This is a genomic window from Candidatus Nitrosocosmicus sp. T, from assembly GCF_054408485.1.
Window position 1 is genome coordinate 1,168,385 of sequence record NZ_CP166992.1, and the last position, 25,384, is coordinate 1,193,768.

At 35.1% G+C, this 25,384-nt stretch carries 38 protein-coding genes, 1 tRNA gene and 1 pseudogene; 30 read left to right on the plus strand and 10 right to left on the minus strand.

The window, feature by feature from the left end; all coding sequences use genetic code 11:
* Positions 1 to 190: 190 nt before the first annotated feature.
* The 6 genes and pseudogenes from AB0A59_RS06035 to AB0A59_RS06060 all read left to right on the plus strand — a co-directional run bounded on the left by AB0A59_RS06035 (position 191) and on the right by AB0A59_RS06060 (position 4,729).
* Positions 191 to 379 (plus strand): hypothetical protein, encoded by a 189-nt coding sequence (locus AB0A59_RS06035; RefSeq protein ID WP_458747178.1) that lies wholly within the window; start codon positions 191 to 193, stop codon positions 377 to 379.
* A gap of 126 nt (positions 380 to 505) precedes the next feature.
* Entirely contained in the window at positions 506 to 1,987 is a 1,482-nt protein-coding gene (locus AB0A59_RS06040) for a menaquinone biosynthesis decarboxylase (RefSeq protein WP_458747179.1), read from the plus strand.
* Positions 1,988 to 2,077: 90 nt separating this feature from the next.
* On the plus strand, positions 2,078 to 2,437 hold the full coding sequence (locus tag AB0A59_RS06045) for a hypothetical protein (protein WP_458747180.1): 360 nt from the start codon (positions 2,078 to 2,080) through the stop codon (positions 2,435 to 2,437).
* A gap of 89 nt (positions 2,438 to 2,526) precedes the next feature.
* Positions 2,527 to 3,118, plus strand: a pseudogene (gene dps, locus AB0A59_RS06050) (DNA protection during starvation protein).
* 170 nt (positions 3,119 to 3,288) lie between these two features.
* On the plus strand, positions 3,289 to 3,441 hold the full coding sequence (locus tag AB0A59_RS06055; protein WP_458747181.1) for a hypothetical protein: 153 nt from the start codon (positions 3,289 to 3,291) through the stop codon (positions 3,439 to 3,441).
* A gap of 856 nt (positions 3,442 to 4,297) precedes the next feature.
* Positions 4,298 to 4,729 (plus strand): J domain-containing protein, encoded by a 432-nt coding sequence (locus AB0A59_RS06060; RefSeq protein WP_458747182.1) that lies wholly within the window; start codon positions 4,298 to 4,300, stop codon positions 4,727 to 4,729.
* 171 nt (positions 4,730 to 4,900) lie between these two features.
* Here the strand turns inward: AB0A59_RS06060 and AB0A59_RS06065 are convergent, their stop codons facing one another.
* Both AB0A59_RS06065 and AB0A59_RS06070 read right to left on the minus strand, forming a co-directional pair.
* Positions 4,901 to 5,797, minus strand: coding sequence for a glycosyltransferase family 2 protein (locus AB0A59_RS06065; protein WP_458747183.1), 897 nt, complete (start codon positions 5,795 to 5,797; stop codon positions 4,901 to 4,903).
* Positions 5,794 to 6,228 carry an HIT family protein gene (locus AB0A59_RS06070; RefSeq protein ID WP_458747184.1) on the minus strand — a complete coding sequence of 145 codons (435 nt, stop codon included), beginning with the start codon at positions 6,226 to 6,228 and terminating at the stop codon, positions 5,794 to 5,796. The genes AB0A59_RS06065 and AB0A59_RS06070 overlap by 4 nt, the downstream gene beginning before the upstream one ends.
* A 123-nt stretch (positions 6,229 to 6,351) precedes the next feature.
* On the opposite strand from AB0A59_RS06070, the gene AB0A59_RS06075 reads away from it, so the two are divergent.
* Together AB0A59_RS06075 and ilvD are read left to right on the plus strand one after the other, a co-directional pair.
* Positions 6,352 to 6,537 (plus strand): hypothetical protein, encoded by a 186-nt coding sequence (locus AB0A59_RS06075; RefSeq protein ID WP_458747185.1) that lies wholly within the window; start codon positions 6,352 to 6,354, stop codon positions 6,535 to 6,537.
* 61 nt (positions 6,538 to 6,598) lie between these two features.
* Positions 6,599 to 8,326 (plus strand): dihydroxy-acid dehydratase, encoded by a 1,728-nt coding sequence (ilvD, locus tag AB0A59_RS06080; protein WP_458747186.1) that lies wholly within the window; start codon positions 6,599 to 6,601, stop codon positions 8,324 to 8,326.
* Here the strand turns inward: ilvD and AB0A59_RS06085 are convergent.
* A complete protein-coding gene (locus AB0A59_RS06085) occupies positions 8,323 to 9,198 on the minus strand; it encodes a hypothetical protein (protein WP_458747187.1) in 876 nt (291 codons plus the stop codon). The two genes, ilvD and AB0A59_RS06085, sit on opposite strands and share 4 nt — an antisense overlap.
* A gap of 96 nt (positions 9,199 to 9,294) precedes the next feature.
* Between AB0A59_RS06085 and AB0A59_RS06090 the strand changes: the two genes are divergently transcribed.
* Positions 9,295 to 9,513 (plus strand): hypothetical protein, encoded by a 219-nt coding sequence (locus tag AB0A59_RS06090; protein ID WP_458747188.1) that lies wholly within the window; start codon positions 9,295 to 9,297, stop codon positions 9,511 to 9,513.
* Between the two features lie 32 nt (positions 9,514 to 9,545).
* Here the strand turns inward: AB0A59_RS06090 and AB0A59_RS06095 are convergent, their stop codons facing one another.
* Positions 9,546 to 9,851: a hypothetical protein gene (locus AB0A59_RS06095; RefSeq protein ID WP_458747189.1), complete on the minus strand. Its 306-nt coding sequence runs from the start codon at positions 9,849 to 9,851 to the stop codon at positions 9,546 to 9,548.
* A 75-nt stretch (positions 9,852 to 9,926) separates the two neighbouring features.
* On the opposite strand from AB0A59_RS06095, the gene purC reads away from it, so the two are divergent.
* Positions 9,927 to 10,790, plus strand: a complete 864-nt coding sequence (purC, locus tag AB0A59_RS06100; RefSeq protein WP_458747190.1) for a phosphoribosylaminoimidazolesuccinocarboxamide synthase — start codon at positions 9,927 to 9,929, stop codon at positions 10,788 to 10,790.
* 30 nt (positions 10,791 to 10,820) lie between these two features.
* Here purC and AB0A59_RS06105 read toward each other — a convergent pair whose 3' ends face one another.
* Positions 10,821 to 11,240: a DUF371 domain-containing protein gene (locus tag AB0A59_RS06105; RefSeq protein ID WP_458747191.1), complete on the minus strand. Its 420-nt coding sequence runs from the start codon at positions 11,238 to 11,240 to the stop codon at positions 10,821 to 10,823.
* 91 nt (positions 11,241 to 11,331) lie between these two features.
* Between AB0A59_RS06105 and psmA the strand changes: the two genes are divergently transcribed.
* The 20 genes from psmA (at position 11,332) to AB0A59_RS06205 (ending at position 21,739) form a co-directional block, all read left to right on the plus strand.
* A complete protein-coding gene (gene psmA, locus AB0A59_RS06110; RefSeq protein ID WP_458747192.1) occupies positions 11,332 to 12,063 on the plus strand; it encodes an archaeal proteasome endopeptidase complex subunit alpha in 732 nt (243 codons plus the stop codon).
* Positions 12,064 to 12,150: 87 nt separating this feature from the next.
* Positions 12,151 to 12,816, plus strand: coding sequence for a peroxiredoxin family protein (locus AB0A59_RS06115; protein WP_458747193.1), 666 nt, complete (start codon positions 12,151 to 12,153; stop codon positions 12,814 to 12,816).
* Positions 12,813 to 13,679 carry a putative RNA uridine N3 methyltransferase gene (locus AB0A59_RS06120; RefSeq protein WP_458747194.1) on the plus strand — a complete coding sequence of 289 codons (867 nt, stop codon included), beginning with the start codon at positions 12,813 to 12,815 and terminating at the stop codon, positions 13,677 to 13,679. Before AB0A59_RS06115 ends, AB0A59_RS06120 begins: the two co-directional genes overlap by 4 nt.
* 54 nt (positions 13,680 to 13,733) lie before the next feature.
* On the plus strand, positions 13,734 to 14,732 hold the full coding sequence (locus AB0A59_RS06125; protein ID WP_458747195.1) for a 50S ribosomal protein L3: 999 nt from the start codon (positions 13,734 to 13,736) through the stop codon (positions 14,730 to 14,732).
* Complete coding sequence (rplD, locus tag AB0A59_RS06130; RefSeq protein ID WP_458747196.1) at positions 14,733 to 15,545, plus strand: 50S ribosomal protein L4; 813 nt, start codon at positions 14,733 to 14,735, stop codon at positions 15,543 to 15,545. It begins immediately after the preceding gene.
* Positions 15,542 to 15,841, plus strand: coding sequence for a 50S ribosomal protein L23 (locus tag AB0A59_RS06135; RefSeq protein WP_458747197.1), 300 nt, complete (start codon positions 15,542 to 15,544; stop codon positions 15,839 to 15,841). The genes rplD and AB0A59_RS06135 overlap by 4 nt, the downstream gene beginning before the upstream one ends.
* A gap of 61 nt (positions 15,842 to 15,902) precedes the next feature.
* Entirely contained in the window at positions 15,903 to 16,310 is a 408-nt protein-coding gene (locus AB0A59_RS06140) for a 30S ribosomal protein S19 (protein ID WP_458747198.1), read from the plus strand.
* Between the two features lie 5 nt (positions 16,311 to 16,315).
* The gene (locus AB0A59_RS06145) at positions 16,316 to 16,789 is read left to right on the plus strand and encodes a 50S ribosomal protein L22 (protein WP_458747571.1); all 474 of its coding nucleotides are present in this window, start codon (positions 16,316 to 16,318) and stop codon (positions 16,787 to 16,789) included.
* Positions 16,790 to 17,518, plus strand: coding sequence for a 30S ribosomal protein S3 (locus AB0A59_RS06150; RefSeq protein ID WP_458747199.1), 729 nt, complete (start codon positions 16,790 to 16,792; stop codon positions 17,516 to 17,518).
* On the plus strand, positions 17,519 to 17,728 hold the full coding sequence (rpmC, locus tag AB0A59_RS06155) for a 50S ribosomal protein L29 (RefSeq protein ID WP_458747200.1): 210 nt from the start codon (positions 17,519 to 17,521) through the stop codon (positions 17,726 to 17,728).
* 3 nt (positions 17,729 to 17,731) lie between these two features.
* Positions 17,732 to 18,007 carry a ribonuclease P protein subunit gene (locus AB0A59_RS06160; protein ID WP_458747201.1) on the plus strand — a complete coding sequence of 92 codons (276 nt, stop codon included), beginning with the start codon at positions 17,732 to 17,734 and terminating at the stop codon, positions 18,005 to 18,007.
* A 5-nt stretch (positions 18,008 to 18,012) separates the two neighbouring features.
* A complete protein-coding gene (locus AB0A59_RS06165) occupies positions 18,013 to 18,336 on the plus strand; it encodes a 30S ribosomal protein S17 (protein ID WP_458747202.1) in 324 nt (107 codons plus the stop codon).
* Between the two features lie 2 nt (positions 18,337 to 18,338).
* On the plus strand, positions 18,339 to 18,773 hold the full coding sequence (locus AB0A59_RS06170; protein WP_458721269.1) for a 50S ribosomal protein L14: 435 nt from the start codon (positions 18,339 to 18,341) through the stop codon (positions 18,771 to 18,773).
* 11 nt (positions 18,774 to 18,784) lie between these two features.
* A complete protein-coding gene (gene rplX, locus AB0A59_RS06175) occupies positions 18,785 to 19,159 on the plus strand; it encodes a 50S ribosomal protein L24 (protein ID WP_458747203.1) in 375 nt (124 codons plus the stop codon).
* Complete coding sequence (locus AB0A59_RS06180) at positions 19,160 to 19,888, plus strand: 30S ribosomal protein S4e (RefSeq protein ID WP_458747204.1); 729 nt, start codon at positions 19,160 to 19,162, stop codon at positions 19,886 to 19,888. It abuts the gene before it with no gap.
* The gene (locus AB0A59_RS06185) at positions 19,875 to 20,393 is read left to right on the plus strand and encodes a 50S ribosomal protein L5 (RefSeq protein ID WP_458747205.1); all 519 of its coding nucleotides are present in this window, start codon (positions 19,875 to 19,877) and stop codon (positions 20,391 to 20,393) included. The genes AB0A59_RS06180 and AB0A59_RS06185 overlap by 14 nt, the downstream gene beginning before the upstream one ends.
* Before the next feature lie 2 nt (positions 20,394 to 20,395).
* Positions 20,396 to 20,572: a 30S ribosomal protein S14 gene (locus AB0A59_RS06190; protein WP_144732956.1), complete on the plus strand. Its 177-nt coding sequence runs from the start codon at positions 20,396 to 20,398 to the stop codon at positions 20,570 to 20,572.
* Between the two features lie 11 nt (positions 20,573 to 20,583).
* Entirely contained in the window at positions 20,584 to 20,976 is a 393-nt protein-coding gene (locus AB0A59_RS06195; RefSeq protein ID WP_458747206.1) for a 30S ribosomal protein S8, read from the plus strand.
* Positions 20,966 to 21,508 carry a 50S ribosomal protein L6 gene (locus tag AB0A59_RS06200; RefSeq protein ID WP_458747207.1) on the plus strand — a complete coding sequence of 181 codons (543 nt, stop codon included), beginning with the start codon at positions 20,966 to 20,968 and terminating at the stop codon, positions 21,506 to 21,508. Before AB0A59_RS06195 ends, AB0A59_RS06200 begins: the two co-directional genes overlap by 11 nt.
* Before the next feature lie 128 nt (positions 21,509 to 21,636).
* Positions 21,637 to 21,739: transfer RNA gene (locus AB0A59_RS06205), tRNA-Asn, on the plus strand.
* 11 nt (positions 21,740 to 21,750) lie between these two features.
* Here the strand turns inward: AB0A59_RS06205 and AB0A59_RS06210 are convergent.
* From AB0A59_RS06210 to AB0A59_RS06230, 5 genes are read right to left on the minus strand one after another with little or no spacing between them, the layout of a single operon-like run.
* Positions 21,751 to 22,107: a hypothetical protein gene (locus tag AB0A59_RS06210; RefSeq protein WP_458747208.1), complete on the minus strand. Its 357-nt coding sequence runs from the start codon at positions 22,105 to 22,107 to the stop codon at positions 21,751 to 21,753.
* Positions 22,108 to 22,137: 30 nt separating this feature from the next.
* A complete protein-coding gene (locus AB0A59_RS06215; RefSeq protein ID WP_458747209.1) occupies positions 22,138 to 22,482 on the minus strand; it encodes a hypothetical protein in 345 nt (114 codons plus the stop codon).
* 15 nt (positions 22,483 to 22,497) lie between these two features.
* Positions 22,498 to 23,595 carry a thiolase family protein gene (locus AB0A59_RS06220; RefSeq protein ID WP_458747210.1) on the minus strand — a complete coding sequence of 366 codons (1,098 nt, stop codon included), beginning with the start codon at positions 23,593 to 23,595 and terminating at the stop codon, positions 22,498 to 22,500.
* Positions 23,586 to 24,569, minus strand: coding sequence for an LLM class flavin-dependent oxidoreductase (locus tag AB0A59_RS06225; RefSeq protein WP_458747211.1), 984 nt, complete (start codon positions 24,567 to 24,569; stop codon positions 23,586 to 23,588). The genes AB0A59_RS06220 and AB0A59_RS06225 overlap by 10 nt, the downstream gene beginning before the upstream one ends.
* Complete coding sequence (locus tag AB0A59_RS06230; protein ID WP_458747212.1) at positions 24,566 to 25,261, minus strand: nucleotidyltransferase family protein; 696 nt, start codon at positions 25,259 to 25,261, stop codon at positions 24,566 to 24,568. The genes AB0A59_RS06225 and AB0A59_RS06230 overlap by 4 nt, the downstream gene beginning before the upstream one ends.
* Positions 25,262 to 25,384 lie beyond the last annotated feature (123 nt).

The following is a 25,384-nucleotide window of genomic DNA, read 5'->3' on the forward strand; positions in this document are numbered from 1 at the left end:
AATCATTACTGAAAAAATTATTCCATTCATAAATAACAATAAAAACAACTTGACGAAATTGCACAATAAGTATGACTGACCATGTAGGAAATGACTACTGTTTTTCAAAAAAGTTTTTAGTGTATAAAAATATTACAAGAAAGTCTACTGGTATTAAACGATGTTGTTATTTGCCAGGAAAATCTATTCAATGATCCATAATAAGTTCAATGTATTCGTAGTTTTAAGTACCGTAGCAGCAGCCTTATGGGAAGAAGTCATGGTAACACCAGCAGTAGCACAAGAAAACATGTCAATGCCAATGGATCATATGAGTAATATGAACATGATGATGGATAATTCTACCAAAATGGGTAATGGTATGACGACTATAAACTAGAATAAAATATTAACTCAAATATTTTTTCTAGAATTCATTTGCCGTTATTTTTTTCCTTTCTTATTTTTATTTGACATCCATGGCATAATATTGATGATTAAATAAGGCTAAATACAATTATTTTTAATGACTTTTGACAATCTATCTGAATACCTAAACGCCTTGGAATCAGCTGGAGAATTAAAAAAGATCCAGACGGAAGTAAGTTCCGAATTAGAAGTCGCTGAGATCATGAGACGTATGATGTATTCAAAAAAAAGTCCTGCTATATTGTTCGAAAACGTACAAGGTTTTGAAATACCTATCCTAGGCAATGCTTTCGGATCGTTGAAGAGATTGCAAATAGCATTAGACATACAAGATTTTTCAGAAATAGGGAACAGAATAGTTGAAATGACACGGATGAAAATGCCATCTGGTGTTTTTAATAAATTAAAAATGCTTCCAAAGTTATCAGAGATTTCAGATTACGGGCCTAAGATTGTGGAGAAAGGTCAGGTCCAAGAGGTAATCGAAACTAATAACCCTTCATTCAAGCAATTTCCAATTCTCAAGTCGTTTAAGCAAGATGCTGGAAGATTTATTACCTTGGGAATGACGGTTACTAAACATCCAGAAACTGGTATTAGGAATATAGGAGTTTATCGTATTCAAATTTTAAATGATAATCAAGCTATAATGCACTGGCAGATTCACAAACGTGGAGCCCAGCATTTTGATATTTCAAAGGATTCTAAAAAACCAATCGAAGCAGCAATAGTGATTGGAGCCGATCCAGGTACCATTTTCAGCAGTATAGCCCCAGTTCCGGAGGGCATGGATAAATTTCTGTTTGCAGGTATTTCTCGAAAGAAAGGGGTCAAAATGGTGAAATGTAAGACAGTTGATCTGGAGGTGCCTGCTAATTCTGAAATCGTGTTCGAGGGCACCATTGACCCAGAACACCTAGAAACTGAAGGACCTTTTGGAGATCATACTGGTTATTATACACCGCCTGATAAATTTCCTGTTTTTAAACTAACAGGTGTAATGCACAGAAAAAATCCCATTTACCTAACCACTGTCGTTGGAAAACCTATTCTTGAGGATGCTTATTTTGGAAAGGTAATAGAAAGATCGTTTTTACCTCTGATACAGATGTTCCAACCCGAAGTAATAGATTTCTCTATGCCGGCAGCCGGATGGTTTCAAGGATTGGGAATAATCTCTATCAAAAAGAGGTACCCTGGACAAGCAAAAAAGGTAATGATGGGATTATGGGGGTTAGGCCAGCTTTCCTTAACCAAGATTTTTGTCGTAGTTGATCATGTTATTGATGTACATAATATTGATAAGGTAATTTGGGCTGTAACAACCAAAGCAGACCCAAAACGTGACATACTAATAATAGAAAATGTACCTACTGACACATTAGATCCTTCATCTCCATTGGTAAATTTTGGATCAAAAATGGGCATTGACGCCACTACTAAATGGAGAGAGGAGGGTTTTTTTAGAGAGATTCAGGAGGAGGTTGACGTTGATGAGGAAACTAAAATGTTGGTTAATAAAAAGTGGGCCCTGTATGGATTACCTACAGAAAACATATACTCTAACGACTTCGATTGAGAGGACCTCAATGGATTAATTGGTTATTAAATTAACAACATTAAAACCTTATATTTAGGAGTTTGGTATAATAGGTTACTACGATAGATAATGTCTAGTAAGGACAAAATCAAGACTAATAACCTCCAGTTGAAAAAAGCCGAGAAATGCGAGAGTTTGGATGAAGGAACCTTTGCATTTTTGAATTGGATGAATTGCAAGTCATTTTATAGTGAAGGCTATGATCAGAATCCTCCTTTGGTTTTAAAATATGTTGATTTTCCTAATATTGGTTTGGTAAGGTTATTTGACAGATTTTTGGCACAGGACATTTTTGTGGATATAGTTGATTGCGTACCATTATGTAAGATGTGTACAACAGATGACTGTTCACATGTTGGTTTTACCATTTGCTTGCTCCAATTAATTGAGAGAGAAGGCTTTGAGTCAATGGATGATATTTTAAAGTAATAAAAAAACGAAGACCATATTTCGATTATTATAGCATTTATTACTAATTTATAATAAAATTTTTATATTCATCTGTCTAACGTTTGATAATGACTGAGAATAATGAGTATGTTCCAAATGTAGTAGCACTAGAAGTCTTAGAAAAAAATGGTGTTAATATTGAAAGATTAAAGGAATTGCTAACTAAAGGCGTGGGGGCGGAATTTACTACCTATTATTATTATACTATTTTAAGGATGCACTGTACAGGGCTCGATGGAGAAGGAATTAAGGAGATAGTCGAAGATGCAAGAATTGAAGACAGAAACCACTTCGAGGCTATGGTTCCGCGGCTTTATGAATTGGGTGGCAGCTTACCACGAGATATTAGAGATTTTGCAACTCAAGCGGGATGTCCAGACGCTTATTTACCCGAGAACTGGAAAGACTTGACTTCCATTATAAAAGTACTATTAGAAGCAGAACAATGTGCTATTAGATCTTGGGGAGAAGTATGTGACATGACCTGGGGGAAAAGATCCCAGAACATTCGACATTGCACAGAGGATAATGCAGGAGGAAATTGAGCACGAAGCATGGTTTATAGAATTGCTATCAAAAAGACCATCTGGACATTTCAGGAGGAATTTTCCAGGACAATCGCCATATACTACGGGTGCAGGGGGACTCAGCCACCTTTAACTTATAGGTTTAATAACTTCCTATATTATTTTTTTTAGAAGTGTTTGATGAATTATCCATATCCGTAGGTGAACCAATTCCAATCCTTTCGTACTAAATAAGCAATTTAATGATTTTTTCATCAAGAAGGAAATATTTTATAAACCCATAGTAAAATAATGATAATAGTATTGCATTTAACAAATAGAAGGAAAGGGGAAATTCTGATGGCTATAGCAGGAATTGGCTTGGCCATAGGTGCTATTAGTATTAGCGTACCACAAGTAGCATATGCAGGCTTGTGTATAACCGGGTTAGGAATAGTATCTATGTTGTGGAGATAAGGCTCATTATTGTATTTTACCTTTTAGTTCTACAGATATAGTAGGTCATACAAAACTGAATCTTGAGCAATTCAATTATTCAAACAATCTGATACCTTAAATCGGGATGCTAAGGGGACAGCAGAGCTAATGTTTCAACAAACTCTTGTACATATGAAGATCTCGTCCTAATCTTTTGGTTAATTATCACTCGTAATTTGAGACTCATAGAGCTATGTAAAAAATAGAATTTTGATTAAATATCAGCAGTTTTTCAGTGTGGGCCAGAAAGATAATCATTTCTTTGTATTTATTCATGTGGCATAATTGTTTGGTAAATATAGAATTATTTGAATCCCAACAAAATTCTGCGCTATTGACCTTTAATGCCATACAGCGGATTGGAGTTATACCTGATGGGCCTTTAATTCTTACTACATATAACGCAATAATTTATTATTTTTTCAAATTCTTTAGATTTTCTATCATAGCATTGAAAACACCCCAGTTGATTTGTCCTCAGATCCCATCTTCATTCACGTTTTTTATTTCTTCAGTAATTAGATTATTGCAAGCAAAGCAGATCTGACAATTTGTTCTAGTTTTTATTGAATGTGAAGTATATCCTCATTTTTGTAAAGTAAGGAACTTGAATAATCAGATTTTTTCTCTATAGTACTAATAATTGATTCGACTCTATCATCGTCCCCTCATTTTCTATATTTATATCGGGATCATCATTGTTATTTTATCTGGCTGATTTTCTTTTAAATAGAAACTTCGCGTTTAGGTTAATCGAAATTATGATATTTTAGAATTGAATTTCGTTGAATCTAGAGCAAAATACTTAATTTTTAGAACTGTTCATTTAGTATTATTGTCGCAGTCCTACTATGACATACTAGGGATAGATGAACATGCAACCATTGCCGATATCAAAAAGTCATTTAGACTTCTTGCCCTCAAACACCATCCTGACAAAAACAAAAGTAATGAGGCTCATCAAAAGTTCCTGCAAATAGTAGAGGCGTATGAAGTACTTTCTGACGAGAACTCAAGGAAGAAATACGATTTGATCAATTCTTCGTCAAACCGGCATTCAAGTTATAATAGAAGTTGGACACCATCTGCTGATTTATCGAAATTTTATAGCTACGATGTGATAAAGAATTGGCAAGTCCCCAGCAAATCAACTGGAGGTATGTGGGACATAGGGGAAAAGGAAAACCTTGGAATGTGGAAGACCACACTGGCATTATTTGGATCATTAGCCTGCGTTGCAGTCTTTATTATTATTCTCTCGAATTAGTTATTGCAATTATCAATCAAGTTTGACTGTAGAATTAATCAAAATTAACATATCATGGCCGGTTGCCATTCTTTAGAAAATGAATTTTCGATCTTTGTATTTTGTTTTCAATTTTGTTTTGGTTCTTCCGTGTCTATCTTTTAACTACATAAAATAACAAATCTTTCATTACTAATTTTTTGTACTATCCGCAGGTTCCCAAAGGTGGGAAACTTGTTCTCTTTCCCTAAAGTAACTAAGAGGTAATTCTAAATAACATAATAAAAGACACAATGAACCTTTAGGATATTTTATTGAATTGATCATAAATTCCTTAATTATTAGTGAAATGGAAGCTTTGAAATCAAATTTTCTCGTCAGCTCTTTTAACTGACTATGGCCTCTTAATGCTCTTACTATTTGGCTAAAAAAATCATGCCGAGTTGTTGGAGGATTAAAATAGATTATTGCATCATCATCATAGGTCACCCTGTCGCCCTTTTCTAGCACTTTACACTGAAGATAGAGATCTATTGCTATTATTTTCTCTGGAATTTCTATCTGTTTGGCCAAATGAGCATTCAAAGCGAGTGCTCTTCCCATTGTCGTGTATTGAGAAAGGCCATGCATTCTTATCGATCTTAACCAATATGCGATAAAAATAGATGCACATGCATAAAAACTTGTATCGTTAATTCTAGGAACAGTGTTAGAAGCACACAATCCTACATTACCTGTTATTTTATTCGACAATTTGGAGATACAGTTCTCGCCGATCTCGATGTCTGCATCTAATAATACTATAATGCTGCCTTTTGCGTTTCTGAATATGGTATTCCATCCTTGGCTTGCACCTTTTCTTTGGTCGTTGTGAATGAGACGAATATTGTATTCGGGATTTTCAGACTTTATTTTATTGATCAGGTTAGGAGTTTCATCATTCGAGTCGTCTACGAAAATTACCTCCGCTATTGTAAAATTTTTTATTAGCTGTTGTGCTCTGAGCGATTCAAAAAATTTTAAAATATTATGCTCCTCGTTATAAGTAATTATTCCTATAGTGATGGCACAAGTATCCATTTTATTCATTTTAATTCGATATTCTCTCTAATTTTTTGAGCAATACCTTCTAGCTCCTTTATCTGTGCAATCTTACGCATGGGCCATTGACCTTTAACTTTCTCAATAGAGTATCTGGGAACTATATGTACATGTACATGTGGAACTATCTGATTTGCAGATTTTCCATTATTCTGATTGATATTGAATCCGTCGCTTCCTAATACACTAGTGATGGCCTTTGCTATCCGCGGTACTAAGCAATGCATCTCCCCAACCTCATTTATGGGCATATCCAAAATGTTTCTATAATGCTGTTTAGGCACTAATAGCGAATGTCCATGGTTTATGGGATATTTATCCATGAAAGCCAAAAATTTTTCATCTTCGTAAATTATTGCGTTAGGTAAATTTTTCAGTACAATCTGACAAAAAATACAATTGTGATTTAATGTCTGCATCCTTATCAAGATAGTAAAATACTGAAATGTTTAATTTAGTTTTTTATACAGTTAATATGTCTTGTCATGATTTAGATTTTATTTTTAGTTCATTTTAAATAGCTCGAAAATTTTTTAAAAGATATGACTGAATCAATTGAGTTAGAAAGTTTCACACTGAATTTTTCTTTCCCATGCCCAAAATGTGAGTACCTTAATGAAATCTCTTCGAACGAATTGCATAATAATAGTATAGAATGTGGAATGTGCGAGACCATATTCAAGTTTGAGGGTTTGGATTCTATAAAAATAACAGCAACCTTGGACTAATATCATAATATAACTAAAAGAATTAAGTTTTTATTTTATGATTCTAATCTAAACATTTGTAATGATTTTACCGAGCAGAAAAACAGTTGAGGGAGCATCGCGTGCACCTCATAGGGCAATGTACAAGTCGATGGGGCTTACAGATGATGATCTTAGTAGGCCCTTAGTAGCAGTATCTAGTACATGTAATGAGGCAACACCTTGCAATATTCATTTGGGCAAACTCGCTCAAAAATCAAAGGAAGGTGTAAAGGACTCTGGAAACACGCCGCGGGAATTCACTACAATAGCTGTTTCTGATGGCATTGCAATGGGACATGAAGGTATGAAATCCTCTCTTATCAGCCGTGAGATCATAGCAGATTCGATTGAGGTGATGGTTAGAGCACATCAATATGACGGAATAGTAGGGATTTCGGGATGTGATAAAAGCTTGCCGGGAACCCTAATGGCTATGGCTCGACTCAATATTCCCTCCATATTCGTTTATGGAGGTACCATTCTTCCAGGCAATTGGAATGGTAAAGCGGTTACCATTCAAGATGTTTATGAGGCTGTGGGAACATATGACGCCGGTAAAATGAGCTTGGAAGAATTGATCAGCCTCGAAAACGTAGCATGCCCTTCGGCCGGATCATGTGCAGGCATGTATACCGCTAATACGATGGCATCCATAAGCGAGGCATTAGGGATGTCGTTACCAGGAAGTGCTACACCGCCTGCTGAAAGCCAAGAAAGATACAAAATTTGCTTTGAAACCGGTAAATCTATCGATCATCTTTTAGTGAACGATTTGAAACCTAGGGATATAATGACCTATGAGGCATTCGAAAATGCAATCATGATGGCAAATGCGATAGGAGGTTCGACTAATGCAATACTTCATCTATTAGCATTGTCACGTGAAACCGGAATCGAGCTGGATATAAAGGATTTTGAATATATACGAAGAAAGACACCTCATATTGCGAATATGAGACCCGGGGGGAATTATGTAATGTTGAACTTGGACAATATCGGAGGCATCCCAGTAATTTTGAAGGCATTACTAGATAAAGGTATACTAAATGGAAATGTAGAGACCGTTACTGGTAGGACAATGAAAGACAATCTTGAATCCTATGACTTCAGTAATTCTAAATCTTTTTATAAAGCACATAGAAATGAGTATCGGAATATCCTTCGACCCGTTGATAATCCAATACATAAAGAAGGTACGTTAAAAATTCTGTTTGGAAATTTGGCCCCGGAGGGTGCTGTAATCAAAGTTGCAGGATTGAAGGAAGATAATTTTGAAGGGATTGCGAAGGTTTATGATTCAGAAGAATCTGCATTTGATGCAGTTTCAAAAAGGCAAATTAACGAAGGCGATGTTGTCGTAATAAGATATGAAGGTCCAAAGGGTGGACCAGGAATGAGAGAAATGCTAGGAGTGACAGCGGCAATAGTAGGTCAAGGATTGGGTGAAAAGGTAGCTATGTTAACTGATGGTCGATTCTCTGGCGCAACCCGTGGATTTATGATAGGACACGTGTCTCCCGAGGCCATGGTAGGCGGACCAATTTCCATAATCAAAAATGGCGATAAAATCAAGATTGATTTGCTCAAAGAAACAGTTGATCTCAAGATTTCGAAGAAAGAATCCACAAGTCGGATCAAGAAATTTAAACCTATTAAGAATAGGTATCGATCGGGAGCCTTAGCAAAATATGCAACATTGGTTAATTCTGCATCAGTAGGAGCCATAACCTCTCCAATACCAAAGTATATGAAAAAGAGCTTCACCTAATTTTCTATGTCAATAGAATCAATGATACCGTAAAGTGGAAAATTATTAAAGTGCTCCGCTATTTTATTATCAAGGAAAATGATTTGAATCAGCTCGAAATTATTGATCATAATTATTACCTTGCTATTCCCAGTTACAAGTTTATTGTCTGTAAATAAATCAACTGTTCCATCCATGAATATGGTGTCATCAGTACCAAAAAACACATCTCCCTCACTATTAAAATTGTTAATTGTATGCCAGTGAAACCCTTTGGCGTTTGATGTAATCATTACAAATTTTGAATCAAATAATACAACTTCTGAAGAATTGACATTTATCTTCCAATTCCCGGAAACTATTGTTGAAATATTCTTATCAAAGGGGCCAGCGGAATCACTAGCGTTACCAATTTTACCTATGGTTGGATTCCCTTTTTCGATCGATTGAATGATAATACCTGAAAGCATTGAAACCAAACTATTTGATAAGTTATCAGTTTGGTTTAATTGACCAAAGCTGGTGTTATTCCCGGTTGTGCTTTGATTCGAGTTCAGCATTGAGGACGGATTCGCTGTGCCGATTATCTCATCAATCTGTTGATCAGGTGATAGGGTTGGATCTGAATTTTCGAAATTAGTATCAAGCTCTGAATAAGAAATTATCCGGTCATTTTCACTTGATCCGTTATTGGATACTAGCGAAGGGTTTAAGGTGGAGACGAGGGATCCAGATAGAGCAAATGTGTTATTCACATCAAGTCTACCGCTCTTTGAATTCGAAATGCTTTCCTTAACAACAATATTATTTGTTTCGGCAAAAACAGACTCGAAATTACTATGAGCAAAATATACCAAGAATACTAGCATTGTTAGTAGAAGAATTTTTGTCAAATCCAATAATTGTAATAAGCCAATTTTTTTAATAAGTTTCTTTCCTTATAAAAGTTAATCCAAAAATTTATGAATCTGAAATACCATAATAATGAAATGTTAAACAAAGATCAATTTTTTAATTTCTTAAAAATAAATAACAATAAGGAATTCTCCAAAGAAGAAATTATCAATCGCTTTGCAGGGTCTTATAATGAAGAACAACGAATAGACCAATTACTAGCTGAACTTGAAGTTGACTCCACTTATACGGATTCAAATCTAAACGCATCATGTAGATCTGGGACCGTATATTACAAATGGAAAAGTTCCTAATAGGTTTAAATGGTTTTGATGTAATCTGCAATTTAATATTCATTTACCATGATTTCCTCCAATTCCGCGTGAATTAACTCAAGCACTTCAGAGATAGTATTTAGGTATGTAATTCCACAAACTATGCATTTGCTATGATCAGTATAATTTCTATTACGATTCAAAAATGGATCCATCTTATTTGTTGTATAATAATATGTTACAAGTAATACGTAGTTTCCAAGTAAATTCTTGTTTATGAAAATCTTTTTGCTAGTTGATTTAGATTCAATTTTGAGGCCCTCGTCAGAATCCAGAAGCGATAACGATTCCGCAAGGAACTCATCTGTAGGATTCACGATCAAATGGTTACATTGTGAATTACCATTTGATCAATTTAAAACTTATAATTAGCATGTGGAAAGATTATCAGGTTGAAGTTAATCAGGAAAGGTAAAGTAAAGGATATTTATGAAACCTCCGAGAACACATTCGTTTTTTCTTTTTCTGACAGAGTGTCTGCCTATGATGTTATACTAAATGATGAAATTCCTTACAAAGGGAAAGTCTTGTGTGATTTTGCTGTTTTTTGGTTTAAAACTATAAAAGGAAAAAACCATTTTAAGAGAAGGGTAGATACAAACAAAATTGAAGTAACTAAATTACACATGATTCCGATTGAATGTGTAGTTCGATCATATTTATACGGAAGCTTATATTCTCGATACCTTAAACATGAAGTCAATATTTTCGGGAATGAGAAGTCATTTCTAAAGGGGGATTTGCCACTAGCTTCAAAATTACCCGAACTTATTTTCGACCCAACTACCAAATCCTATCAACATGATATGCCCATTTCCGAAACTGAAATACTTAAAAATAAGTTAATTAGTCGTAGTGAACTATCGCAATTAAAAAAACTATCGTTGGACTTGTTTAATCAAGTAAACGCGATCATATCTACATCCGGTTTTATTCTCTCAGATATCAAATTTGAATTCGGAAAAGAGCCTAAGACCGGAGAAATCATACTCGCGGACTCAATTGGGCCGGATGAATTTAGAATATGGAATAAAGATGATTATAAAGTTGGATATATTCAGGATAGTTATGATAAACAAATATTAAGAGATTGGCTGGAGAGCATTGGTTTCAGAGAAGAAGTGGAAAAATGCAACAATAATAATACAGTTCCAGATATTCCAAAGCTACCTCAAGCTATAATTGAAAAAGTGTCCCAAAGGTACATTGATGCCTACGAACGCATCACAAGATCAACTTTTAATAAGAGTTCATGATCAGTTAATCGAACAAATAGAGTAAACCTTTTATTCAAGCCTTATAAGCAGCAATCCCTGTTTCAATGGGTCCTTCAATAAATCTATCATCTTTCTTGGGATGTGTATGGCGCTCAAATTACAATTCACACATAGAGTGCGATTACAGGTAAAATTGCTTTTTCTAAAAACAATATCATGATCATGAGTAAGAAGTAGATTCTCATTTCCAAACCCATGAAACATAAACTTAAACGGTTCAACAATCAATTCTATTTCTATGAAAGAGTGATTACTCTTGATCTTATTTTTCATTTCACTAGATAGGTCGGAACACGATTTGTTTGCATTAACTCCTATAATACAATCCCCCCTAAGTGTCAAGTGAGGATCTTTTGTAACCTCTATGGTCCTTGCATGAAGAGACCGAATATTTTTATGGCCATAAAATTGGATTTCCTCTATTAACAACTAACTGTTTTATTCACTTTTTTAAGTAAATAATCCTTTATTTTTTAAATAAGGTAACTATAAATAAAGATTTAGAAGTATTCTAGTTGATTTGTTACCAGCAGCAGCAGGTTATGATAGAGGAATTACTGTTTTTTCACCTGATGGGCGATTATATCAGGTTGAATATGCAATTGAAACCGTTAGGAGAGGCACATTAGCTTTAGGGATCAAAAGCACTGATGGTGTAATCCTTGCAGTGGAAGAAAAAACGAGAAAATTGCAAATATCTAATGTAACTCAAAAAATATTTCAAATAGATGATCATATAGGTCTTGCCGCAGCAGGATATATTCCAGATGCTCGTACTCAGGTTGATCATGCACGCTTTTTTGCCCAAAGCAACCGTCTTATTTATGACGAGGTAGTTGATGTTGAAGGCGTCGCAAAAAATTTAGCTGATATGGCACAACAGTATACTCAATATGCCGGTGCCAGACCTTTCGGCGTTGCACTAATATTAGCAGGTGTAGATAAGAATGGGATTGGTTTGTATCTCACTGACCCAAGCGGTACATACATTGGATATGATGCTGTAGCAATAGGTGCGGGAAGTGAACAAGTAACCGAACACTTGGAAAAGAATTATAGAAACGATATCGGTCTCGATAAAGCCTGCATACTCGCAATAGAATCTATTTTCATGGTTAGTGAAGAGAAAACTGGTACTAAACATATTAGATTGGCCGTGATTGATTCCAAATCAAAAACTTTGCGAATGATGCCATTGGAAGAGATTGAGAATTATTCTAAACAAGTGCAAAATAAAGAAAGCCAATCTTAGCTGGCATTAAGATAAAAATTACCCAGCTTGGTTCTTATGTGACTAGAGTCTTTAAATAATTCTTATTTTATTGAAGATTGATTATCAATGGCGTTAGAAATTGGTTCCAAAGCACCTAATTTGCAACTTTCGAAATGGGTACAAGGTACTCCAACAAATATAGATAACTTGATTGGAAATGTAGTAGTAGTTGAAGTTTTTCAAGTTAACTGTCCAGGATGTTTCCTCTATGGGATTCCCCAGGCAGTTTCCGTGTATGAAAAATTTAAAAATAAAAACGTTAAGGTAATAGGAGTTGCCACTGCATTCGAAGATTATGACAAGAACACCTTACAAAACCTTGAACTTCTGCTTTCAGAAGGTCAAGTAATTGGAGAGACATTGAAGGCTTTAAAACAGCATGGTAAAATAGTTGACGAAAATAAATTATATTACAATATACCCTTTCCTGTGGCTTTCGATAAGGTTATCAAAATGCCAGTTGATGTTTCTGACAAGATGATTTTTGATTTTATAGGAATATATTTTTCTGATTTTTCTACATTTTCTGACACCGATAAGAAAGAACTTATTGATAAGGTAAGAAATTATTTACAAAATAAGGAATTTTCCGCATTGACTTTTGAGACTTTTAGGCTGAGAGGAACACCTTCTTCTATAGTTATTGATAAAGAGGGAATATTGAGATATAGTTTTTTTGGATCTGAAGGTTACTTGGAAGGAGCAGTAAACGAATTACTAAACGAACGGTGATTTATATTTCAAATCCATTGAGGTTTGATGTTTCTATCCCCGATTCATTCCTTTATGATGTTTCGACAGAAAGTGATAAAGCACTGAAAATTTTTCAATTATCTAGAGCTTTATCGATTTTTAGGATTAATAATCTATTTGTATATCACGACAAATTACTGAACCCAGGCAAAAATGATCTGAACCTAATGATAACAATTCTGGAATATCTTGATACACCTCCATATCTAAGGAAGAGGCTTTATCCTAAACTTGAAATTTTAAAAAATGTAGGAAAGCTTCATCCAATAAGATCGCCTCATCATAAAGATAGAATGGAGATAAGGAACTTGAGAAGTGGCGAAATTAGGGTAGGAGTTGTTGAGAACAGACATGGCATATATTTTGTAGATATCGGATTAAGTATTCCAATTGAGTATAGTGGAAAATATAAACAAAATGGTAGGAAAGTTAATGTAAAGATATTAAAACACAAGAATTACATTAATGCCATTGATATAGAAAAGAATGAAATAACTGAATTATATTGGGGATACAATGTGCATCAAATAAAAGACTTAAAAAATATAATTGAAAAATTTCCTAAATCAAAGATCATCCTTACTTCGAGACTTTCGAAATACTTTAATCCATATGACAACGAGTTTTCTAGACTGCCTAGTTCTTCAAGCAATGATTCAATCCTAGTTGTATTTGGTTCACCGAAATTTGGATTAAATTCGATTTTGTCAAATGAGAAAATGGATATTTCTAAATATTATTCTTATAACTTCTTCCCAAATCAGGGTACTCAAACCGTTAGATTAGAGGAATCAATATACGGTGTATTGTCTATCCTGAACATATGTTCATATTCTTTCTAGTCTATTAATAGCGATAATAAACTTATTAAAGGGATCCGAAAAATTTTTGTATCTATGGGTCACCGAAAATATAGCGCACCACGAAGAGGCAGCATTGCATTTCGACCACGGGCCAGAGCACAAAGCTTAGAAGCTAGAATCAGAACATGGCCCGATAATATTAGTCGCGAGAATGTTGGCTTGGTTGGATTTGCCGGATTTAAAGTAGGTCAAATTCAGGTAATGACGATTGATGATAAGGAGAAGACTCCAAATTATGGTAAACCATTAATGAATCATTCTACAGTGATATCTTTACCCCCTATAAAAATAGTGGGAATTCGAGGCTACTCCGAAGATGGATACGGTAAGCATGCACTTTTTGATGTATATTCCAAAGAAAGCGTTAAAGATTTATCTTTAAAGTACAAAACGAAGTATTCCGAGGATGGACTAAAAAAAGCGGAAGGAATGATTGGATCTGTTAAACACTTGAACGCAGTAGTTGCCGTATTTCCTAATAAAATTGGAATTTCGCAAAAAGTACCATTTATATACGAAATTCCAGTTTCTGGGACTGACAATCAAGTCAAATTCGAATTCTTAAGATCAAAGCTAGGTCAAGAAGTCCGAGTAACCGATGTTTTCAAAACAGGACAAAATATTGATGTTCATGGCATTACCAGGGGTAAGGGTGTTGAAGGTCCAATTACAAGATTTGGCGTTAAGAGGAAACAACATAAATCAAGGAAAAGTGTTAGGGCAGTTGGAACATTAGGCCCTATATCCCCTGCGGTGGTAATGTATACCGTCGCTAGACAAGGACAAAGAGGGTTTCATCAGCGTACCGAATATAACAAAAGGATACTAGTTATGTCCAATTCCGAAAATACTGAATTGGTAAATATTAATCCAAAAGGAGGATTCAAACATTTTGGATTGGTAGATGGAGATTATATGATAGTGAGGGGAACTATACCTGGAGTACCAAAGAGATTGATAAAGTTGAGGCAGCCTATAAGGAGCAAACAATCAAAAATAAGTGAACCCAAGGTATTGGAGGTAATTGTATAGATGAAGACTAAACTATTCGACTTAAAAGGTATTCAGACCGGAGAGATAGATTTACCTCAATTGTTTAATTTTCCATATCGTCCTGAGATTATTAAAAAGGCTTTCGTTAATTTATATTCACACCGTTTCCAGAAACAGGGTAGATATCCTGCTGCCGGCGAAATTGTGAGCGCTGAATCTAGGAATACTGGCTTAGGCATCGCTCGACTTGCGAGGGCAAAAGGTGAAGGATTTTCCCGTGCTGGTCAAGCAGCTGGAGTAGCTGGTGTAAGAAAAGGCAGGCTTGCACATCCGCCTGAGTCATGGAAGGTCACTCATAAGAAACTTAACAAGAAGGAAAATATTATCGCTCTTCTCTCTGCTATCTCGTCGACCCGTCAAAGCGAACTAATACTCAGTAGAGGTCATTTAATAGAGGGGATAAAATCATTTCCAATTGTAGTAACGAACGATATAGAAAATGTAAGTAAAACCAAAAACTTGCTCGACGTTTTAGGTCTACTAGGAATAGGAGAAGACCTTAAAAGAGTTGAACAATCGATTAAGAAGCGTTCTGGTAAGGCAAAGAGGAGGGGCCGTCCTAACCGTATTGGAAAAAGCGCATTAATAGTAGTTGGTCATCGCGACTGTGAGCTGTTGAAATTAAATAATTCTATACCTGGCATAGGCATAAAATATGTAAAGGATATAAGTGTCTTAGATCTTGCTCCAGGTGCCAGACCAATAAGATTGGTAGTTTTTTCGCAAAGTTCAATAGATGAATTAAGTACTCTGAAAATTCCAAAGAATGTAATTCTGGAGAACTCTATATGAATAAATTTTTATATAATAAAAAAATTGAAATAAACGCCGATATTGCAAGCAAAATAATCCTAGAACCTTACGTGACCGAAAAAACTTTTAATATTATAGAAAAAGAGAACAAACTGAGTTTTATAGTCCACAATAAGGCAACTAAAGGTCAAATCATTAGATCTATGAAGATAATCTACGAAGCAGATATTAGTGAAGTAAATACTTTTAATACCATCAGAGGTAAGAAAGCAATTATGAAATTCAAGAATGCAGATGGCGCACGACAGCTGGCAACTAATTTAGGTTTGGTGTAAAATATGGGAAATTATGCTCATAATACTGAATTAAAAGTTATTGATAGGAGTAGGTAAAAAAATGGTACGCGAATTTAAATTCAAAGGATATTCTGGAGAACAAATTCAAAATCTTTCAATTGAAACACTTATGCCGCTCTTAAATTCAAGACAAAGACGATCTTTAGATAAGAGGCTATCAACTTATATGAATGATGAAAAGAGAAAATTCCGAGAAGATTTGAAATTAGCCCGGGATGGTAAACTTAAAGGTCAATTAAAAACTCATCTAAGAGATATGATTATTTTACCCGACATGATCGGATTAACGGTCATGGTTCACAACGGAAAAGAGTTTGTTTCCTACGTTATAAAGCCTGAAATGGTGGGTCATTATCTAGGGGAATATGCTATCACCAATAAACGAGTTCAACATGGAACACCTGGTGTTGGTTCATCAAGGTCCAGCTTGTATGTCCCATTGAAGTGATTAAGATGCCAGATTATTCTTATTCTTTTCAAAAGTATGAAAAGTCAAGACATGTAAGGGCCGCAATAAGGGATAAATCTATCTCCCATAAACACTCTAGAGAAATTGCTATTGCTATAAACAACAAAAGTATAGAAAAAGCAAGAGAATTTTTGGAAGACGTTTTGATAAAAAAGATAGCAGTTCCTTATAGGAGATATAATAATGAAGTAGCACACAGATCAAACATACGAGATGGATTTTGTGCAGGTAGATACCCACACAAATCAACATCAGAGTTCTTGAAACTACTAGACAATCTAGAATCTAATGCAGAGTACAAGGGAATGGATTTGGATCGACTTAAAATTATTTCCGTTGTTGTCCATAAAGGAACAAAATTAAAGAGGTTCACGCCGAGAGCTATGGGGAGGGCAAGTCCTAAATATGATACTCTCGTTCATGTTGAAATTGTAGCCATGGAAGGTAGGTCATCTTAAATGAATGCGATCAAAAATGTATTAAAAAACAATTATCGTAATACCGAATTAGACGAGTTTCTAAAAGAGGAATTGAAAGATGCTGGATTTGGAGGAGCGGATATTCAAAAATCACCTCTGGGCACTAGACTGACCTTGTACGTTACAAGGCCTGGGCTTGTTATAGGAAGGAAGGGCAGCGGTATTAGGGATCTTACATCTAAGTTGGAGGTAAGATTTGGATTAACCAATCCGCAAATTTCAGTAGTTGAAGTAGAAGTTCCTGAACTAAATCCTAAGATCATGTGCAACAGGTTAGCACAACTCATCGAACGAGGCACGGCCTTCAGACGAGCCGCATTGTGGACAGTAAAGACCATAGAGGGTGCCGGGGCACTTGGTGTTGAGGTGACAATCTCTGGAAAGTTGCGTAGTGAGAGGGCTCATTTTGAAAAACATTCGTCTGGAATTATTCCTAAAAGTGGTAACATGGCAGATAAAGTTGTCCGTGAAGGCATAACACATGTCCTAACAAAAATGGGGATTATGGGAATTAGACTTAAGATTGCTATAAAAAATGCTACACCTCAAGAATTTGAACTGATTACTAATTTCAAAGATCATAACAATCAAATAAATCAAGCTGATGATAAAAACCTGTCAGACTCAAATGGAAGTAATACCCACGGTCCTAACGAAACAAAACCGCAGAAAGAAATAATAGAAAATAAAGGAGAGATAACTAAATAATTGTCAAGAAACAAGACCAAAACTTTGAGACAGTTTAATGATGATGATCTCAAGGATAAATTAACTGATTTGAAAGTCGATCTAGCCAAGCTTCGTTCTGAAGCAACTAAAGGCACTTTAAAGAAAGAAGCTGGAGTGATTAGATGGAAGAGAAGAGACATAGCAAGAATACTTACTTTAATGAATGAAAGAACCGGAGGTAAGAAATAGAAAATGCAGACTCCCAATCAAATATCCTGTAATGAATTTCTTGGTAAATTTGTTAAAATTAACAAAGCTACTAATGCAAGGAATTCTAACAGATCGGGAATCGCTGTAAATGAAACAAAAAATATGATATTCTTAATGAATCATGAGAACAGAAAGGTGATGAAGTTTTCAAAAGCAGAAATCTATGATTATGTAATTTACCATGCGAATGGAACGTGTATACTCGATGGCAAGCGATTATTAGGCAGACCTGAGGAATTAGTTAATAAAGTAATGTGATTATTATGGTTAAGAATATTGGTATCCAAGTAAAAGCACCAAAGAAGACATGCACTAATAGCCATTGTCCGTTTTGCGGGTCTCTATCGCTAAGAGGAAAATTGATAGTGGGGAATGTAGTAAGTCATAAAGGTAGAAATATGGTTGTTGTAGAGCGAGAATATTCAAGATTTGTCGACAAATATAAAAGATATGAGAGATCCAAATCTAGAATCCATGCTTTCATCTCTGATTGCATGGATGTATCCGATGGAAGCAAAGTCAAAATTGCTGAATGTCGACCATTATCGAAAACCATTTCATTTGCTGTTGTAGAGGTAAGTGAATAAACTTGTCAACTAAATCAAGAGCCGTATCCTCAAGAGGAGTAGAAGAATTCAGGCCTTACGTTACACGGGCACTTCCAATAATGGCAAATCTTGTCTGCGCAGATAATACAGGTGCAAAAATACTACAAATTGCTCAAGTTACACGGTATAAGGGGAGACATTCAAGGCTGCCTGCCGCCGCCGTTGGTGATTTCGTAACGGTCACTGTAAAAAAAGGACCGGCTGAACTCAGAAAACAGATTTTTGGAGCTGTTATAGTTAGACAGAAATATCCTATTAGGAGGCTAAATGGTGTTCGAGTATCTTTTGAAGATAATGCTGCAGTTTTGGTCACTACTGAAGGGGAAATAAAAGGAACAGACCTTAAAGGGCCTGTAGCTGCTGAAGCAGCTGAAAAGTGGCCAAGGATTGCTAACTTAGCATCCATGATCATTTGAGTGTAAAGAAAATGAAAAGAAAGTCAAACAACATATGTTCAAATCTTTCTAGTAATTTAAAGAAGGAGTATAATAGGAAGAGCCTAAGAATAGTCAAAGGAGATTCAGTAAAGATAATGAGAGGCGAATACAAAGGGGTGGAAGGAAAGGTAGAGAAACTAAATACTATAAAAGGAAGATTGAGTATAGAAGGGGTTCAGAGGGAAAAAATTAAGGGCGGACAAGTTAAAGTTCAGATTCATGCCTCCAATGTACGTATAATGTCACTACACCTAGATGACAAATACCGAAAGAATAAGATAGGAAATCAGGAACAAATTAATAAATCATCAAGGAAACAAACAGTGAAAACACCTGAAAAAAATGAGGAAAATAGTGAAAATTAAATGGTAAAAAAAAGTGGTAGTACTCGGTTAAAAAGACAAATGGCACCAAAATTTTGGGATATTAAACGCAAAGACTCACCTTTCATTCTTGGACCAAGACCTGGCCCTTATTCAAAAACAAAATGCTATTCGATCGGTGTAGTGATTCGTGATGTTTTACGTTTGTGCTCAAATTTAAATGAAGCTAAGAGAATATTAAACTCTGGACAAATTAAAGTGGATGGTAAAATTAGAAGGGATATACGTTTTGGTATCGGAATTATGGATGTTGTAGAGATAGTTCCAAATGGGGTTTCTTATAGAATGGTACCGAAAGGTTCCAAATTACTAGTACCTACACAAACTACTGAAAAATCATTGAAATTGTTAAAGATTACTAGCAAGGTAAGCTACCGAGGAAATAAAATCCAATACGGGTTTCACGACGGAAAAACTTTGATATCGGACAATAAAGATATGAAGGTTGGTGATTCCTGTCTGGTAACAATTCCTGAAATAAATATAGAACAACATATAAAGTTCGAAACTGGATGCAATATTCTTGTAGTTCAGGGTGAAAATGCAGGTAAGATCGGCAAAGTAGAAGAGATTAAAGACGGAATGTTTTCGTTACCTAAACGAGTAGTGTTAACTTTAGATGAAAAAACCGTAGAATTACCTGTTGGTATAGTAATGCCCGTCGGTGTGGAAAAACCTGTATTGGAGGTATTGGTTAATGACAGAAAATAAGATTAACCCGATGAAAGAAATTCAGGTGTCTAAGGTGGTCATTAATATTGGTGTAGGTAAATCCGGAGATCCTGTTGAAAAAGCCAAGAATGCTTTATCTGAACTAACAGGTAAAACTCCTAGTGTAAGGGGTGCAAAAAAAAGTGTAAGGGATTTTGGTATTCACAAAGGTGAGCCTATAGGTGCAATGGTTACCCTAAGACGAACAGATGCCACAAACTTTTTAAGACGAGTAATAGAATCAAAGAGGAATGTGATAAAGAATTCATCATTTGACAATAATGGTAATATATCCTTCGGAATCCATGAACACATTGATATTCCTGGTACAAAGTACAATCCTGATATCGGTATATTTGGAATGGATGTATGTGCCGCATTGACAAGACCTGGTTACAGGATTTCAAAAAGGAGAAATCCTAGTAGAATCGGCAAAAGTCATAAAATTACAAAAGATGAGTCTATAGAATTCTTTAAGGCTCAATTTGGAGTTGAAGTCAATTGAAAATTAAAATTAGAGATTACGCACTTACGGGAAGAAAGAAGTTGGCCCACGGAAAAGGTACCCGGTGGTGCAAGAGATGTGGCTCTTTTAGCGGCATGATTTGTTCTTATGATCTCATGTTATGCAGAAGATGTTTCCGAGAAGTTGCCTTCTCCTTGGGGTTTAGGAAATACGAATAGGTGATAATTGGATGCCCGCATTAAATATTTTATCTAATCTATTCACCACTTTGTATAACAACGAAATGAGAAGGAAACGTGAATGTATAGTATTGCCCGCGTCAAAATTCTCTAGCGAAGTCTTAAGAGTCATGCAAAAGCAGAGGTATATTGGAGAATTCGAACAGGTTGACGACGGAAGATTGGGTAAATTCAGAATACAACTTCTAGCAAAAATCAATAAATGTGGAATTATTACCCCTAGATTTAGTGTAAAGAAGGATCGATATTTAGATTGGGAACGTCAGTTTCTTCCATCTTATAACATGGGCATATTAATAGTATCTACTAGTAAAGGAATTATGTCTCATCATGATGCTGAAGACGCAGGACTAGGAGGTGCACTCATAGGTTATGTCTACTAAACCGGATTTTTATACAAATGAGATCATTATTCCAGATGGTGTATCTGTAAATAAAGATCAAAATCTCATTACAACAAACGGCTCAAATGGAAAAGTTCAAAAGGATTTTACAAAAATTCCCGCATTAATAGAAGTTGATAAGGAAAAGATTACAATTCGATCTTATGGAAATAGAAAAAGCGATTTTGCATTGGTCAATACAGTGCATAGTCTTATCAGGAATATGATAAAAGGTTCTACCACGGGATTCACATATAAATTAAAAATCGTCTTTGCACACTTTCCCATATCTGTTAAGATTAAAGGACAGCAGGTTTACATCGAAAACTTTTTTGGAGAACGATCATCTAGAGTGGCAAAAATACTAGGCAAAGAAACCAAGGTGACTGTACAAGGTGATGATATTTTGATCACAGGGCCAAACATTGAAAATGTATCCCAAACAGCAGCAAATATCGAAACTTCTACAAGGATAAAAAATAAAGACTCGAGAGTGTTTCTTGATGGAGTATACATATACTCCAAAGAGTGAATATCCAAAAAAATCTTTTTAACCTTTTTAGAATAAATGGTATTTGATCAATATTTTTATTACTTTACGAGAAATCAAACTAGTAAACATAACATTTAATTATTCTTTACAATTTTTAATAGCATAGTGCCGCTGTAGCTCAGCTTGGTAGAGCAAATTCGTGATGGATTCATTATGAAGCTTAACTGGCTGTTAACCAGTAGGTCATCAGTCCGAGTCTGATCAGCGGCGCTTTGTTTAATTTAAAACGAAACTATGTCTAACGCTATTGCATCGGATAATAAATAAGTATGTCTGTTCCCTGAAACAAAATTATTTTTAATATCTATTCTAGGAACCCATCTATTAGAAGACGTGAACAGTCTTTCTTTCTTCATTCTGTTTTCAAGTTCTTCTATATCTAGTTCTTTCTCTTCTATCTCCTCAGTTTCCAAATTTTGAACTATCAATAATATTTTCTTAATCAAAACCCTGTCCCCATTTTTGGAGAAGTCACGATTTCTTTCGTCTTCCTCAATGATTTTTATTTTAATCTGTTTTCGATTAAATGCATCTCTACTCATTAGCATTCTGTCACTCAGATATCCTTCGTAACTCATTGAAAATCAATGTACATAGGTTGTTAATAATTATTTTAATCTTTTAATTTTGATTTTTGTAAATTCTAGGCTTAATTTGTTATCTTTAATACTAACTTTGGAAATTATTATTCTATCATTGGGAAAAACAAGTTTATCAACACTTCCAATCATTCGTATTCCTGAAAACTCGCCTACACCGTAATAGCCGATTAAGTCTGGGATATTGGAAAATGATTTTTCAATAAGGACTCCTTTTCTATTGATTTTCCTAAAACCAGTTTTCTTGAAACAGGAGTTGCAATGGTGATTCGGTGGCCAGATATGAATTTTGCAATGAAAGCAATAGGTGGTAATTAGGATGCCCTTGTTGGCAGTATCAAAAATAATATCCACAAGGGTCATTCTAATTTATTTTTGAAGGATTATTATTGTGGTGGAAGTACCTGCAGCTGCCATATTATGAACTAGGCCGTTCATACAATCTTTTTTTTGTCTTAGACCTGCCCTTCCTTGCAGCTGAATTACTATTTCGTTGGTCTGATCAATTCCAGTCGCCCCAATAGGATGACCGCAGCCAAGAAGTCCGCCTCTTAAGTTTGTATGGAGCGTATTATTGTCTATGAATTTTCTTCCATCTCCCTTACCGATAAATCCAATATCTTCATAGGCTAGGATCTCTAAAATTGTAAATGCATCATGAATCTCCACGATGTCAATATTTTTAGGTCCCAAGTTTGATTGTCGGAATGCATCCCTAGCTGCAATCCTTGTGGATAATATGGAATCAAGTTGATTCGAAATCGAGGCAAAACTAGCGCCTTGGTTACTCTGGGAGATCCCCTTTATCCAAATGGGTATTTCAGTTCTCTTTGCCATTGCTTTTGATAATATAAGTAAGGATGATGATCCCTCACAAGGATAACAACAATCAAACTTTTTTAACGGTTCTACCACAACTTTTGAATTTACTATTGTCGAATAGGTAAAATGTTTGTCATAGAAAAACGCATTAATATTTTTATTAGCATTCATATGATTTTTTAAGGAAATACTTGCTAGATCATCTTCAGTCGTCCCAAACTTTCGAAAATGGTTTTGCGCATATAGTGATGCCCAATGAATTGGCATATCGAATTGTCCCCTGGATATATCCCAAATCAGTTTGTTTCCTTGACTATTTTGCTTCTCAACTCCAGTTACTAGCACCGCATGACATAATCCTGATTTTATCAATGAGTAGGCCAACATAACGCCGCTGGTACCTGAATTACATAAATTTTCAACCTTGGCAGAAAATTTTGGTTTTATTCCTACCATTTCTGAAACTATGTTTCCTAAATATGTATCACTAGAGCTGCTCGACACTATAAGGCCATCTATTTCATGCTTTTGAATTTGCGTTCCACCAAGTAATTCAATTACAGATTTACTGGCTAGTTCTGCAGGTGTAGAGTCTGAAGCCTTGGTAAATTTTTGTGTATTGGAAGAATCAATTGCTACTTCCATAAATCTGTAAAATCCTTGTAGTTCAAATTGTCGCTAGCGTCTTTTATAGGATTCATCTGCAATATTGGTAAATCGATACCAATTTTCCTTACTCGTTTAATTTGACTATTGCAATCATTTATAGAACCTGCTATGACAAGATCATTAATCATCTCATCAGTAATGTTTTTAATTGACTCTCCTAGTCCATACTTTTTGTAATCATTATAGATTTTTTCAACCTCTGACTTGTATTTGGTTTTAATCAATGATTCATAGTAGATACTTCCAACTGATATATAAAAGGCCAAAGTTCTGGCAGCTCTATCAATAGCCTTTTTAGGTGCTTTATTTGATACGGAGGTAATAATTACAAGCGCCTTCATGAAATTCTGATTTTGATTTTCAAATTTGATGTCCTCAATCAACCCCTTCAATTCCTCTTTGGACTTGAGGTAAAGAATGACTCCATCAGCGTACCTCTTAGCAACACAAATCATTCCTGAATTTACGGCCGCAACATAGATAGGAATATCATCTCTAGAGTGTTCAAGCAGTTTAAAATCTTTAATATTTATTGTTTGTCCATAATAGTTAACTTTATTCGATTTTAATAACAACTTTATCGATTGGATGTATTCTTTCATCCTGACTAACGGTTTTTCAAACTTCATACCATGAAGGTTCTGTACTAAGGCAGAAGTACTTGTGCCAAGGCCCAAAATAGCCCGTTTGTTTGATAGATTATCCAAAGTGATCCCACCCATAGCAATCGTAGCGGGTGTTCGAGAATAGATGTTAACAATAGATGATCCAATTTTCATTCTATTTGTAACTTGGGATATCGCCCCAAGAGTTGAAAAAACTTCCTTTCCCCAAGACTCGGGGGCCCAAATGGAATGAATATTTTCATTTTTGTCCACTATCGAAGCAAATTCAAGAATCTGTTTAGCCTCTAATAAGGATCCAATGCTAAACCCTATTTTTTCCCTCATGATTGTTTTGAATTTATCCTTGATAGCTCTTTTGATGATTCTTCAATGTCCTTGTGGGAATCAATTGATTTCCAAAATGATTTTTCAAATTTCTTTGCTTTTAATTTTTGTTCATTTGCCATAGCAGGCAATGCTGTAGTTTCTATGTTTCCTTTATCGGGTAAGAAGTCAAAAATTTCTTGGTTAAAAAAATAAATACCTGCATTAATCCATTTATCGAGTATATTCGGTTTCTCTTTGAATCCCGTCACAAATTGCTGGTCGTTAAAATCCACAATCCCAAACGGGCTTTTTAATGGAACTACTGCTATAGAGTTATAATCATTCTTGTGGGATAGGATGTTAAATTCGATGTTTGTCAATATGTCTCCATTGATCATGAAGAACCCATTTTTTTCATCTTTTAGAAGAGCATGTGTGTTTTTTAGCGCACCACCGGTTCCCAGTGGTTCCTCCTCTACCATGTAGGCCACTTTTACCTTGAATTTGTTTCCACTCGCAATATGATTTATGATTTGCTCCTTTAAATAGCCGACACAAATGATAATTTCTGTTATATTATTTTTTGACAATAGCTTTAATTGCCATTCGATAATGGGCTTGCCTAGAATTTCTATCATAGGTTTGGGGCGGTTATCAGTGATCGGCTTAAGTCTTTTACCAAATCCTCCCGCTAATATTACTCCTTTCAAAACAAATTAACTAATTTGATTTAAAATATATTTTTTCCTATTATCGCATTCAAATGTGTTACCCGTAATAGGAATTTATATTATTCAGCGAGTATCAAAAAAAAGATTACCATGATACTAGTG

Excerpts from the sequence above, each read along its gene's own strand:
- AB0A59_RS06035 (WP_458747178.1), top strand. The coding sequence starts at position 191 with ATGATCCATAATAAGTTCAATGTATTCGTAGTTTTAAGTACCGTAGCA.
- AB0A59_RS06040 (WP_458747179.1), top strand. The coding sequence starts at position 506 with ATGACTTTTGACAATCTATCTGAATACCTAAACGCCTTGGAATCAGCT.
- AB0A59_RS06045 (WP_458747180.1), top strand. The coding sequence starts at position 2,078 with ATGTCTAGTAAGGACAAAATCAAGACTAATAACCTCCAGTTGAAAAAA.
- AB0A59_RS06065 (WP_458747183.1), bottom strand. The coding sequence starts at position 5,797 with ATGAATAAAATGGATACTTGTGCCATCACTATAGGAATAATTACTTAT.
- AB0A59_RS06070 (WP_458747184.1), bottom strand. The coding sequence starts at position 6,228 with ATGCAGACATTAAATCACAATTGTATTTTTTGTCAGATTGTACTGAAA.
- AB0A59_RS06075 (WP_458747185.1), top strand. The coding sequence starts at position 6,352 with ATGACTGAATCAATTGAGTTAGAAAGTTTCACACTGAATTTTTCTTTC.
- ilvD (WP_458747186.1), top strand. The coding sequence starts at position 6,599 with ATGATTTTACCGAGCAGAAAAACAGTTGAGGGAGCATCGCGTGCACCT.
- AB0A59_RS06090 (WP_458747188.1), top strand. The coding sequence starts at position 9,295 with ATGTTAAACAAAGATCAATTTTTTAATTTCTTAAAAATAAATAACAAT.
- AB0A59_RS06115 (WP_458747193.1), top strand. The coding sequence starts at position 12,151 with ATGGCGTTAGAAATTGGTTCCAAAGCACCTAATTTGCAACTTTCGAAA.
- AB0A59_RS06125 (WP_458747195.1), top strand. The coding sequence starts at position 13,734 with ATGGGTCACCGAAAATATAGCGCACCACGAAGAGGCAGCATTGCATTT.
- rplD (WP_458747196.1), top strand. The coding sequence starts at position 14,733 with ATGAAGACTAAACTATTCGACTTAAAAGGTATTCAGACCGGAGAGATA.
- AB0A59_RS06135 (WP_458747197.1), top strand. The coding sequence starts at position 15,542 with ATGAATAAATTTTTATATAATAAAAAAATTGAAATAAACGCCGATATT.
- AB0A59_RS06140 (WP_458747198.1), top strand. The coding sequence starts at position 15,903 with ATGGTACGCGAATTTAAATTCAAAGGATATTCTGGAGAACAAATTCAA.
- AB0A59_RS06145 (WP_458747571.1), top strand. The coding sequence starts at position 16,316 with ATGCCAGATTATTCTTATTCTTTTCAAAAGTATGAAAAGTCAAGACAT.
- AB0A59_RS06150 (WP_458747199.1), top strand. The coding sequence starts at position 16,790 with ATGAATGCGATCAAAAATGTATTAAAAAACAATTATCGTAATACCGAA.
- AB0A59_RS06160 (WP_458747201.1), top strand. The coding sequence starts at position 17,732 with ATGCAGACTCCCAATCAAATATCCTGTAATGAATTTCTTGGTAAATTT.
- AB0A59_RS06165 (WP_458747202.1), top strand. The coding sequence starts at position 18,013 with ATGGTTAAGAATATTGGTATCCAAGTAAAAGCACCAAAGAAGACATGC.
- rplX (WP_458747203.1), top strand. The coding sequence starts at position 18,785 with ATGAAAAGAAAGTCAAACAACATATGTTCAAATCTTTCTAGTAATTTA.
- AB0A59_RS06180 (WP_458747204.1), top strand. The coding sequence starts at position 19,160 with ATGGTAAAAAAAAGTGGTAGTACTCGGTTAAAAAGACAAATGGCACCA.
- AB0A59_RS06185 (WP_458747205.1), top strand. The coding sequence starts at position 19,875 with ATGACAGAAAATAAGATTAACCCGATGAAAGAAATTCAGGTGTCTAAG.
- AB0A59_RS06195 (WP_458747206.1), top strand. The coding sequence starts at position 20,584 with ATGCCCGCATTAAATATTTTATCTAATCTATTCACCACTTTGTATAAC.
- AB0A59_RS06200 (WP_458747207.1), top strand. The coding sequence starts at position 20,966 with ATGTCTACTAAACCGGATTTTTATACAAATGAGATCATTATTCCAGAT.
- AB0A59_RS06210 (WP_458747208.1), bottom strand. The coding sequence starts at position 22,107 with ATGAGTTACGAAGGATATCTGAGTGACAGAATGCTAATGAGTAGAGAT.
- AB0A59_RS06220 (WP_458747210.1), bottom strand. The coding sequence starts at position 23,595 with ATGGAAGTAGCAATTGATTCTTCCAATACACAAAAATTTACCAAGGCT.
- AB0A59_RS06225 (WP_458747211.1), bottom strand. The coding sequence starts at position 24,569 with ATGAGGGAAAAAATAGGGTTTAGCATTGGATCCTTATTAGAGGCTAAA.